The sequence below is a fragment of the Porticoccaceae bacterium LTM1 genome, assembly GCA_030252795.1.
In the GTDB taxonomy this organism is placed as follows: Bacteria; Pseudomonadota; Gammaproteobacteria; order Pseudomonadales; family Porticoccaceae; genus SCSIO-12696.
Map to the genome: position 1 here is coordinate 2,893,567 of CP127080.1, position 12,301 is coordinate 2,905,867.

8 protein-coding genes are annotated in these 12,301 nt (G+C 46.9%); 1 reads left to right on the plus strand and 7 read right to left on the minus strand.

The window, feature by feature from the left end:
* Window positions 1-29: 29 nt before the first annotated feature.
* The 7 genes from QP938_12595 to QP938_12625 form a co-directional block, all read right to left on the minus strand.
* On the minus strand, window positions 30-1,148 hold the full coding sequence (locus QP938_12595) for a thioredoxin family protein (protein WIO74126.1): 1,119 nt from the start codon (window positions 1,146-1,148) through the stop codon (window positions 30-32).
* 62 nt (window positions 1,149-1,210) lie between these two features.
* The gene (locus QP938_12600) at window positions 1,211-4,306 is read right to left on the minus strand and encodes a TonB-dependent receptor (GenBank protein ID WIO74127.1); all 3,096 of its coding nucleotides are present in this window, start codon (window positions 4,304-4,306) and stop codon (window positions 1,211-1,213) included.
* 87 nt (window positions 4,307-4,393) lie between these two features.
* Window positions 4,394-5,449 (minus strand): FecR domain-containing protein, encoded by a 1,056-nt coding sequence (locus QP938_12605; protein ID WIO74128.1) that lies wholly within the window; start codon window positions 5,447-5,449, stop codon window positions 4,394-4,396.
* Window positions 5,446-6,042, minus strand: coding sequence for a sigma-70 family RNA polymerase sigma factor (locus QP938_12610; GenBank protein ID WIO74129.1), 597 nt, complete (start codon window positions 6,040-6,042; stop codon window positions 5,446-5,448). The genes QP938_12605 and QP938_12610 overlap by 4 nt, the downstream gene beginning before the upstream one ends.
* 476 nt (window positions 6,043-6,518) lie before the next feature.
* Window positions 6,519-7,805 carry a 4-aminobutyrate--2-oxoglutarate transaminase gene (gene gabT, locus QP938_12615; protein ID WIO74130.1) on the minus strand — a complete coding sequence of 429 codons (1,287 nt, stop codon included), beginning with the start codon at window positions 7,803-7,805 and terminating at the stop codon, window positions 6,519-6,521.
* 105 nt (window positions 7,806-7,910) lie between these two features.
* On the minus strand, window positions 7,911-9,374 hold the full coding sequence (locus QP938_12620) for an NAD-dependent succinate-semialdehyde dehydrogenase (GenBank protein ID WIO74131.1): 1,464 nt from the start codon (window positions 9,372-9,374) through the stop codon (window positions 7,911-7,913).
* Between the two features lie 191 nt (window positions 9,375-9,565).
* On the minus strand, window positions 9,566-11,191 hold the full coding sequence (locus tag QP938_12625) for a long-chain fatty acid--CoA ligase (protein ID WIO74132.1): 1,626 nt from the start codon (window positions 11,189-11,191) through the stop codon (window positions 9,566-9,568).
* 97 nt (window positions 11,192-11,288) lie between these two features.
* Here QP938_12625 and speB point away from each other — a divergent pair, with 97 nt between their 5' ends.
* Window positions 11,289-12,245 (plus strand): agmatinase, encoded by a 957-nt coding sequence (speB, locus tag QP938_12630; GenBank protein WIO74133.1) that lies wholly within the window; start codon window positions 11,289-11,291, stop codon window positions 12,243-12,245.
* Window positions 12,246-12,301 lie beyond the last annotated feature (56 nt).

Here is a 12,301-nt window from a genome sequence, read left to right on the forward strand (position 1 = left end):
TCAAACAACAATGTCAATTCTTGCAACTATCATTTTTGAACGAAAAATTTCTTTAATTGAATGATAGACTGATAGCCAATAAATCGCGCCACTTCCTCTCCATCAGGAGAGAATAAAATACCGGTTGGATAGCCATCTACCTTGTATTTCTTAACCAATTCTTCACTTTCATCCCCATCCACCTTGATAGATATTATATCTTTGGCAGCTTCAACAATTTCTTTTGCCGTATATACATACCTATCCATCTGCTTACACGGGCCGCACCAGTCTGTTTCAAAGTCAACGAAATACATTTTTCCTTGTTGCTTGGCTTCCGAGATAGCTTTTTTGAAGTCATGATAAAAATTCATCGGCTCCAAAGATCTCTCTGCCTGCTTATCTGCGTAAGTCGAATCCCTGTTAATTCTATCCTGTTCCTCTGAGAGCCCTGAATCAAAAGCGGAAACAACTGCGGAATCAGGCAAATTTCCCACAAGCACAACTTTATAGGACTTCCCGTCAGCCCAATTAAAATCACTCAAGCTTCGGCATTCGCTTGGCCTCACAGAACTTTCAACATCAGACCTTCTTAAAACCCAATAGTCACTTTCTTTTGTAAAAAAGCCATCATAATTCATGTCCATAAGAATTAAATCATGCTTAACGCCTTCAATATTTACCTCAGAAGTCAGGTACATATCAGTACTATATCGAGCCACTGCTGGAAAACCATCGTTTTTGGAAAAATACAGATACAGCCCCACCTTACACAATCTTTTCTGGCTAGTTGAACCAAACTCCAAAGGCAGCGTAACACTGTAAACAGTTTCTTTTTCAGTCTCTCGTAATAGCTTCGCAGGAAGCTTCAACTCATTATCTTCTACGTCTATTTGTTTCGCTATCAGCTCTTCGAGTGCAGTTGAATCTTCGTTACCAATAAACTTAAGATTCCATCGTTGATCTGCAATTTTCAGAATTCCAGATTTATGGCTCTTTGCATCATCAAATGAAAGGTTGATAGTTCCGGATTTTCCAAAAACCGGAGGATTCAATTTGCTCCTTTCTATCGTAGATTTTGACTCAAACACCCCAACAGGGTAACCAGTATCACTCCACGCCAGACACGAAACCAGCAAAGAAGTTAAAAAAATACAAATAGGCTTCATTAAAAAATCCCTCACATTAAAATATAATGGCCACCCACAAAGAGGTGGCCATAACGAACAACTTAAATTTCAAAATCCTTACTAACTTCCATGTAAACCATTCGACCTCGGGGATCAAATCTACGAGAATCCCATGGCCCTCTAAAATAATCCATAAAATCCCAACTCTTATTTAGCACATTTTTAACGCCAAAATTTACCTTAGTTGAATATTCAGGAATATCTAAATATGCCGTCAAATCATAAGTAGTTGCGTGAGGCATCCATTTGTCTGAAATTTTATTTTCATAATAATCTGTAAGGTGGTAACCGCTTCTCCAGTTGGCATAAAGTGTCACGCCTTTATTATCACCACTCCAGCCAGCCTTGGCACGAATCTTAAATCGATCTGTACCCGTTAATAGACCAACACGATCTTTGGGAGCAATCGTTGGAACGGTTTGGTCATATTGCTTTAATGTTTCAACCGCATATATATTGAAATCAAAGAACCCAATATCTGTTTCCATCTGATAACTAACATCCAGATCCAGACTCTTATTCTTTCTTGACCATCCGTTTACAGGCTTACTGGCAGCAAAAGTAACTAAACCTGTATCTGGATCTCTCACCACCAACTCAGGAAACAGCTCTGGATTCTCTCGTACTTCAAGGCTCCCCCAGTACAATCGAGTCAATCGATTAGCCCACTCAATACTTGACAATGTGGCTGTTACTTTAAAGCCTTCCAAGTATTCAGGCTCATAAGTAACCGAGAAATTTGTATTTGTTGCCGTTTCAGGTTTTAGGTCTGGATTACCTCCTGACAGTGTTCGCACATTCTCTGTTTTTACTAGCCAGTAATCACCATTTGGAAAGTATTCTGCGCCAGGTACACTTTCTGGATTTGGATGATAATAGTCGTAAATCGTCCTTTCTGTTTCTTTAACTTCTGCATGCAGCCATTCGAGTGGCGGAGCTCGGAAAGACTCACCCCAGGAGCCCCTGATTGTTACTTCCGGTGTAACACCCCAAGCAATACCTAGCCGAGGATTTACACTATCAAAGGATTTTTTAGCCAAGGGCTTATCATCACCATAAAAATACCCTTCAAAACGATAATCCTCATAACGACCAGCCAACGACAAAATCAAACTATCAACCATTGGGAAATTATTCGCCTCCCCAACCAATGGAACTGACAACTCAGCGCCAAAGCCGAACACCTCACGAGCCATATCATCTGAAGTGGAACTACGCAACCCCACCAACCACTTAGCCTTACTCCAGTCGAGATGCTCTTCACGATGATTCAAGTTGATCGCCATCCTGACTGTACCACCTGAGATATCAAATAGTTCTCCATCAGCTGATATATCGAAATATTCATTGACAGTCGCTGGCCCTCTGCCGGCACTATCTATCACTAATGAATTTAAATCGAGATCGGGGTCATGATCAGAACCATCTCCGAACAAGTTGAGGGCTGGTACTGAAATTGTTTCTCCATCACCATCCAGAACAGGCTCATACTTTCCTGAGCTAATAAATTTCATTTGTATACCCGCAACAGCAGATGCCAATGCTTCATTCTCAGAGTATGTACTCATACTCCAGGAGCTGTATTGACCTTGCTCCTCTCCATAGCCGTAATTGACATCTATCAACCAGTCTTTGAATCCTGCATCAAACTTAAAGCCAACATCATAACTTACACGCTTATAGTTATTTGTTTGAGAGTTGCCCCGCATCCCTTGCTCGCGGAATTCATTCAAGAAATTTTTTGCTACGTACGCTTCTTTTCCAAATTTATTGAAAGGGTTTGTAGTCGGAACCACAAACGTAGTCCTGAACGGCCCTCTATCTGCATGGTTTTCCGATGAACTCCAAAGTGCGTTGGCATAAACTTCAAGGCTGTCAGTCAACTGCTGCTCAACCTTCAATGTAACAGACTTAGACTTCGATGTAGGAGTTCCTTCCAGGCCCAAAGCTGGTTCGTCGTAATACAGCCCCAAGGCCTCTCGATCCTCTTCCGAATAATAATCAAAGAGAATTAAATCAGACTTGTCCCAAGATGAATTTTCATATGCATCTTGATCAATTACTCCATCAACCCAATCCCATGGATCATCTGATGAATCCCTCAGGCCATATATAGATGAATATCTGCCACCACTAATTGCTCGTCGATCCCGTCCACCTAAATAACGGAAATCGTTAGTATACCAACCAGCTTTATATGTACTGGCACCATCAGTCTCACCATAAGACATGGTTGCCAACACACTTCCTGAGTCCCAAGAATAACCTAGTGTTTGAGTTAGCGTAAAATTATCTGCATTGTTAACACTATCCTCATATCGAACTTTGGTTAAAGCGCCTATATAGTCTTTTTTCAGGATAAAGTTAATTACTCCCCCAATAGCATCAGACCCATAAATTGCAGACGCACCATCAAGTAATATCTCTACACGTTCAATAGCAGCCGCTGGAATTGTCCCCAAATTCACACGTCCATCCGCCGAAAAACCTGGTGAAGACGCCATACGTCGCCCATCCACAAGGACCAGGGTCCCTTCTGAACCTACACCTCTAAGGTTTGCCGCTGCCTCACCCAATGTTCCATATGGCGTATCATTCTCTCCTCCATTAATTGTTGTAGAGGCTAGATTGACGTTATTGTTGTTTTGAGGAAGTGATGCAACAATATCAGCTGCAGTATTCACCCCCATACGATCTAACTCGTCTCGCGTCAACACCTTTACGTGTGATGTTGGTTTGCTATTACGTATCCGAGAACCGGTTACAACCAACTCTTCGACATCTTTCTTTTGAACATCCTTTTCAGCCCCCTCATCCTCACGCTCTACTAAAATGGCATCATCTGAAAGAACTTCATACTTAAGACCGGTACCATCCAGCAACTTATCGAGAGCAGATGTCAGCGTATATTCACCAGTTAGCCTAGGCAGATTTATCGCCTTACCCAAGTTGTGTGGAACCATTATCTGAACGCCAGTCTTTTTACCAAGTTCCAACAATGATTCACCGGCTTTTTTTGCCTTAATATCAATTTTAAATACTGATGATTCAGCCATAGCTGTTGCAGCACAAAGCAGCATTGCAGATGCAACACCAACTGACAAACGATTTCGGTTTACATTTTTTAGTAATTTCATTACTTACCCACCTCATAGTGTTCCAGATTAGAGGCCAACAAACTCAGGCCTACCCCATACACGGAGCCACGAAGCTTTTACCCTACACTATCTATTGGAATCACCTACCACAACGATTCGATCAAAATAGGTCGATACTTTAATAGGCAACATCTTCTCAAATCCAACCAGTGCCATTCCGACATTATCCGTACGAACTGTCGCAAATACTTTCATTTCCATAATTGATGAATCTTCGATCAAAATCTTTTTCACTGTATAACGATTCAATTCTTTAACAACTTCGGACAATGAAACATCAGAGAAAACCAGAATACCTGACTTCCACTCACCCATGCCGAATCCGTCATTATCTCTAGTTACCAGAAAATCATGAGATCGGCTATTAAACTTTACCAACAACCCTGACTCCACCCTTAGTGGAACTCTCGCATCATGAATCAAAGTCCCTGTTTCAGAAGGAGATAATCGTTTCAATTTATCGAAATTCTCCCCTCCTTTTTCATGCAGGGCGATGCTCCCTTCTTTTACACCAACAACAAAACCATCTGATGTCATTCTCAAATTAAAACTGGTACCCAGAACAGTTATCGTCTCTCGGCCCAAATCAATAGTGAACGGCCGATTCTCATCAGGTCGTACATCAAAGAAAGCTTCACCTCGATCGAAGACAACCTTTCTACCCATATCATCAAACTCTGCAAAAACTTTTGTAGCCGAGTTCAAGAACATCACACTACCATCAGGAAGAACAAACTCTTTTAGCTCTCCAATCCTGGTAATATATCGATCAACTTTTCCATGGCTAGGCGTCCGCTCATATTCATTAAGGGCCACAAAAATCAAGCCAACAAAAAAGACAACTGATGCCGCCAGAGACATTAATGACTTTCGATTCGCCATCTTAGACTTCCAATTCCTCTCAAGTGCATCTTCATCCAGAATTTCCAATAGCTCTGCATCATCTGACAGCACCTGTACCTTATCTATAATTTGATTAAACCCATTAAAGGCAGATTCATAATCACTAGACTCTTTACATCTCCGACGGATATATTCTTCGTCTGCCTCTTCCGCATATAGTTTGACGACATCTGCTGCCGCCTGAGAAACAGCCAGATCTGTACCTTTTCTAGAATTCATATGGAACTACCTCCTTGAAGATCCATCAAATCTCTTCGAAGCTCTATGAGCGCATTCCTCACATACTTCTCTACCGTTTTCACAGAAACTCCCATCTTTTCGGCCACCTGAGGAAACGTTAAATTTTTGAATCTATTGAGCATGAACGCCTTACTCCAATTTGGATTCATTTTCTTCAGGGTCATTTTCATTACTTCCAAATCTTCCAATGCTTGAGCAAGCACCTCAGGAGAACCTTCAGACGAATCTTCGACAAGTAGCGTGTGTGTTTGAACCACGTCCTCGTTACGCCGTCTGGAACTGTTCGATCGTTCAATATCTACCACAATGTTATTAGCCATTGTGAACATATATGCCCTATTCCTTTTTTCATCTTGACCAAACTTATCCTTCAGATCATTTCGTTTCGCTAATTTTGCAAAAATTTCCTGAATAACATCCTCTGGCTCACAGCAACCGCTCCGCCCCCTCAGAAACTTTTTTAAGGCTAAACTGTGTTTATGAAACAGTGACTCAAGCAACTCCTGCTGAAGTCTGGTTCCAATAAGGGTTACGCTCACTGCATCTGCTCTTCTGGACTTTTTAGTTTTCACTTGACTGAAACTTGTATTTTCTCACTCCGTACACGTAACCAAGTCTAGGTTACCCTACGCATAGCCCACAATATTTTCATTTTTCCCTAGGTTTTATCTATTTCTGGATATCGAATTTACCTCCAACCCAGAACAAATCGGAACAACACCCCAATAAACATCTTGGATTGGCAACCGCGCCCCACAAACAGGAGCCTTTGCAGCACAAATGTTTACTATGGTTTGAATTTCTTGGTATGTGGCAAGAGAAGTATCATCCAGTAGATGAGTGAGCTAGATAAATCATCGTGACGCCTAAAAAACAGAAAAACCGCAAATGGTAATAATTACCATTCCCAATTTCTGGTATTAAGGAGCCGGATAACAACGTTATGGGGGATAAATTGCAACGAAGTGCCTGCAGATTACAGGCACTTCAAGAGGGACCATTTCAGGGCAGGGCAAGTAGCAAGAAGTCACTCCCACCCCGATAAGCTCTATCTGTTCAATTCAGCAAAACACTGCTCAATAATATCCAGTCCTTCGTTAATCAGTGCATCGCTGATGGTCAGTGCTGGCAGGAAGCGAATCACATTGCCATAAAAACCGCAGGAAAGCAGCACCAGGCCCTTTTCTATCGCTTTACCAACCAACGCTTTGGTCAGTTCGGCATTGGGCTGCTCACTGTCACCGTTGTTAACCAGTTCCATGGCGATCATGGCACCGCGCTCGGCGCGAATGTCGCCAATCAGTTGTGGATACTGGGACTGCAATGCCGCCAATCGCTGTCCGAACAGTGCGCCGATCTGGTTGGCACGATCCACCAGCCCTTCTTCCTTGATGGTTTCGATTACCGCCAGTGCGGCCGCACAACCGATTGGGGAACCGCCGTAAGTACCACCCAGGCCACCCGGCATTGGTGCGTCCATAATTTCGGCTTTACCAATTACTGCGGCCAGCGGAAAACCACCGGCGATGCCTTTGGCTGAGGTCATCAAATCGGGTTCGACACCGGAGTATTCAGAGCAGAAGAATTTGCCGGTCCGGGCAAAGCCGGTTTGAATTTCGTCGGCGATCAGCACAATGCCGTGCTCGTCGCAAAGTTTGCGAAGCGCCTGCATAAAGCTGTTTGATGCCGGATAAAACCCGCCCTCACCCTGTACCGGCTCGATAATAATGGCAGCGACATCACGCGGCTCAATATCCACTTTGAATAAATTATTCAGCGCCTTGAGGGAGTCTTTTTCGCTGACACCATGGTACGGAATTGGAAATGGCGCGTGGTAAATTTCACCAGGAAATGGTCCAAACAGGTTTTTGTAGGGTGTGACTTTACCGGTAAGTCCCATCGCCATCATGGTGCGACCATGAAAGCCGCCGTTAAAGGCAATAACACCGCGACGGCCAGTATGGGCGCGGGCAATCTTGATACAGTTCTCTACCGCTTCGGCACCTGTAGAAACAAAAATGGTTTTCTTGGGAGTATTACCCGGTGCCAGTTCGTTTAGCTGTTCGGCCAACTCTACTGCGCTGTCGTACGGTGTCACCATTACACAGGTGTGGCTGAACTTCTCCAGCTGAGCCTGAACTGCCGCCTTTACTTTCGGATGGCCGTGACCGGTGTTTACTACCGCAATGCCGGAACCAAAATCGATATAGCGCTTGCCTTCCACGTCCCAGAGTTCGGCGTTTTCTGCTCGATCGACATACACTTGTGCCAAATTGCCCTGACCGCGAGCGATGGCCTGCTCTTTGCGGGCCTGGAGTTCTGCGTTTGTTGCCATTTTCGTTTCCTTTGTTCGGGAGATGGGAGACAAGAGATGAGAGACGTGTTACTCCGAAACAACCACGGAGCTACTCGTCTCTCATCTCCCATATCTCATCTCTCGTTACCTATCAATGCCACCCAGGCACATATATTTAATTTCGAGGTAATCCTCGATACCGTATTTGGAACCTTCTCGGCCGTTGCCGGATTCTTTTACTCCGCCAAAGGGAGCGGCAGCATTTGAAATAATACCTTCGTTGACGCCGACAATGCCGTATTCCAGCCCTTCGGAGACGCGCCAGATGCGGCCGATATCGCGGGAATAGAAATAGGAGGCGAGGCCAAACTCGGTGTCGTTGGCCATATCGATAGCTTCCTGTTCGGTGCTGAATTTAAACAGCGGTGCCACCGGGCCAAAAATTTCTTCGCGGAATACCCGCATATCGTCGCTGACATTGGTAAGCACGGTCGGGTCGACAAAGCTGCCGCCCAGTTTTGAGCGACCGCCGGTGGTTACGGTTGCACCCTTGGCAATGGCGTCGTCCACCATAGCGCAAACATTGTCGGCAGCGCCCTGGTCAATCAGCGGACCGATATTCACATCCTGCTCGGTACCATTGCCAACTTTGAATGCCTTCTCAACTGCCGCCGTCAACTTGGTAGCGAATTTGTCGTAGATACCTTCCTGCACCAGCACTCGGTTGGTGCACACACAGGTCTGCCCGGCGTTACGGTATTTTGAGGCGAGTACTCCCTGCACCGCCGCATCAATATCGGCGTCGTCAAAAACAATAAACGGCGCGTTACCACCCAGTTCCATGGAGGTTCGCTTCATGGTGTCGGCGCACTGTTTTACCAAGTGTTTACCCACTGGGGTGGAGCCGGTAAAGGTGAGCTTGCGCACCAACGCATTGCCGGTCAGTTCGTCGCCAATTTCGCGGGTAGCACCAGCCACCATATTTATAACGCCAGCAGGAATACCAGCGCGCTCAGCAAGCTCGGCAATGGCAAATGCAGACAGTGGCGTGGCATTGGCGGGTTTACACACTACGGTGCAACCGGCTGCCAGCGCTGGTGCAATCTTGCGGGTGAGCATGGCGTTGGGGAAATTCCACGGTGTGATGCACGCCACTACGCCAATCGGCTGCTTGATGCACACCAGACGCTTGTCGTTGGAAGGATGTGGAATGGTGTCACCGTAAATACGTTTGGCTTCTTCGGCAAACCACTCTACGTAGCTGGCACCGTAAGCAATTTCACCTTTGGCTTCGGCCAGCGGCTTGCCCTGTTCGGCTGTAAGAATGGCAGCCAGGTCGTCCTGATGTTGCATCATCAGGTTGAACCAGTTACGCAATAAATTGGCGCGCTCCGCTGCCGGGCGCTGGCGCCAGTTTTTTTGTGCCTGATTAGCCGCTTCAATAGCACGTCTGGTTTCAGCAGTACCGCATTTGGCAACTTTGGCCAGAGTTTCTCCAGTAGCCGGGTTGGTTACAGTAAACAACTGGCTGCTGTCGGCTGCCTGCCATTTACCATCAATGTAAGCCTCTGTTTTTAGCAGGGCGTTATCTTGTAAGGCGATTGCCATCATTATCTCCCGAACTCTGGGTGGCACTGGGTACATTCGATTGTTGGTCGATTTATGCACCATTATGAAAGATGCGAAAAATAGCAATTAATTCGTTGCGATTCTCTACCCTGTGTGGGTAGGGAGTAGCTCTTTTAATTATTGCTGAAGTCACTGGATTGCTTCGTCGTTTCACTCCTCGCAAAGACGTTCTAGCCTGGCAGCTGATAACCGGCAAACTGCTGGCGCAGGGTTTTCTTGCTGACTTTCCCGGTGGCGGTATGGGGAAGCTCTTCCACTATTTCACAAGCATCCGGCAACTGCCATGAAGCCACTTTATCGCGAAGGTAGTCGAGTACATCTTTTCCGTTCGCCTTTACTCCAGCTTTAAGCACCACCACCAGAAGCGGTCGCTCGCCCCAGCGCGGGTGATGTATGCCAATGGCAGCTGCCTCTGCCACCGCCTCGTGGCCCAGTGCCGAGTTTTCAAGATCAATGGAGCTGATCCATTCACCACCTGATTTGATCATATCCTTGCTTCGGTCGGTGATGGACAGGTAGCCATGTTTATCGATAGTGGCGACATCACCGGTATCAAACCAGCCGTTTTCAAAATGATCATCCAGTCCTTCCATTCGGAAGTAGCTACTGGCTACCCAGGGGCCACGTACTTTCAGCTCACCCGCACTGACTCCATCCCAGGGCAACTCGTTGCCTGCGGAATCCTCGATTTTTAACTCGACACCAAAAATTGCGCGCCCTGCTTTCAATTGCTGCTTTCGCCGCTGCTCCGGTTCCAATACTTCACTGCCAGGCATTGGGGAGTTATAGACGCCAAGGGGACTGGTTTCAGTCATTCCCCAACCGGGGTGCACCGTAACGCCGTAACTCTCAAGTGCTGTCATTAACGTCTCTGAGCAGGCAGCACCACCAACTACCACTGATTTAAGTGAAACAATCCGCTCACCGCTGTTTTGAAGGTAGTCGATCAGGGCATTCCAGATAGTGGGCACCCCCAGTGAATAGCTGACCTTATGGTGGTTGATCAGTCGGGTCAGGGTTTCGCCGTCGAGCATTTTGGGGCCTGGAAGTACCAGCTTGGCGCCGGTCATTGCTGCTGCATGAATAGAGCCCCAGGCGTTTACATGAAACATCGGTACCATTGGCATCAATACGGTATGGCTACCAATACCCATGACATCCGGTAGTGCTGCCATCATGCTATGCAGCACCATACTGCGATGGCTGTAAAGCACCCCCTTGGGGTCACCGGTGGTACCCGAGGTATAACAGAGTCCGGCAGCGTCACTTTCATCCAACTCCGGCCAGCGGCAGTGAATAGACTCTTCAGCCAACAGGGTTTCGTAGCAATAGGGTTTATTCAGGGTGTTGTCAGGCATATGCGCCTGGTCGGTGAGAACAATATAGCCCTTCACTTTTTGCAACTGTGGCTGCAGTTTTTCCACCAACGGCACCAAAAGAGGATCCACAAACAGCCACTGATCTTCGGCATGATTGATGATATACACCAACTGCTCTGGAAACAGTTTCGGGTTGATGGTCTGACACACCGCACCCATGCTGGCAACAGCAAAGTAGAGTTCGAAGTGTCGGTGATCGTTCCAGGCCAGGGTGCCGATTCGGTCCCCCTTCTTCACACCCAATTCACGCAGCGCATTGCCCAGTTGGTTCACTCGCCTAAACGCTACCCCGTAACTGTAATGCTGCCCTGGGTTATCCACCGTCACCGAAGCAATTTCCCGGTTCCAGTGTACCTTTTGTGCATGTCGCATGATCGCGGTTACGGTCAGTGGATAGTCCATCATCATCCCGAACATTTATTCTTCTCCTGCAGCTATACCAATTAAGGTATTGGTCAAAAGCGCCAACTCTTCTTATAGTGGCAGTCATTATTCAAAAGCGTAGTCTGAAATCATGTCGAACGAATTCAATCAGCCGCTAGGCGGCAACGAAATGCCCCGATTTGGCGGCATTGCCTCTATGTTCCGGCTGCCAATCCAGGCAAATGCCGAAGGCCTGGATATTGCTTTGATCGGGGTACCACTGGATATTGGCACCAGCAACCGCTCCGGCACCCGCTATGGACCGCGCCAGATTCGCACCGAATCTGTATTGGTTCGCCCTTACGGTATGTACACTCGCGCAGCACCCTTCGACAGTTTCCAGATAGCCGACCTGGGTGATGTGGCGGTTAACCCGTATAGCCTGGAGAAGTCGGTCGAGTTGATCGAGAAGTACTACGACGGGGTGATGGCCCAAAACAGCAAAACCGTTTCTTTTGGTGGCGATCACACCATTGCTTTACCGATTTTGCGCGCCCTGCATAAAAAACACGGCAAGATGGCGCTGATTCATGTGGATGCCCACGCGGATATCAATGACACCATGTTTGGCGAGAAGGTTGCCCACGGCACTATTTTCCGACGCGCCATTGAAGAGGGGCTGGTGGACGCCAACAAGATGACCCAGATCGGTCTGCGCGCTACGGGCTATTCCGCCGAGGACTTTGACTGGTCACGAGAGCAGGGTGTTCGTGTGGTTCAGGCTGAAGAGTGCTGGCACAAGTCACTGGAACCACTTATGGCAGAAGTGCGCGAGCGTATCGGTCCTGATACACCCTGCTATTTGAGTTTTGATATCGACGGACTCGACCCATCAGTAGCTCCTGGCACTGGTACCCCGGAGCCGGGCGGCCTGACTACCGCACAGGGGCTTGAAATCATTCGCGGCTGCTGGGGACTCAATATGGTGGGAGCCGACTTGGTAGAAGTTTCGCCACCTTACGACACCACTGGCAATACATCACTGCTGGCAGCGAACTTGATTTTTGAAATGTTGTGCAGTTTCCCCGGCTGTATGCGGCGGGATTGAATTAGCGCTGAATCGCACTCTTGTCATCCTGAGTGAAACGAAGGATCTCTAAGCTT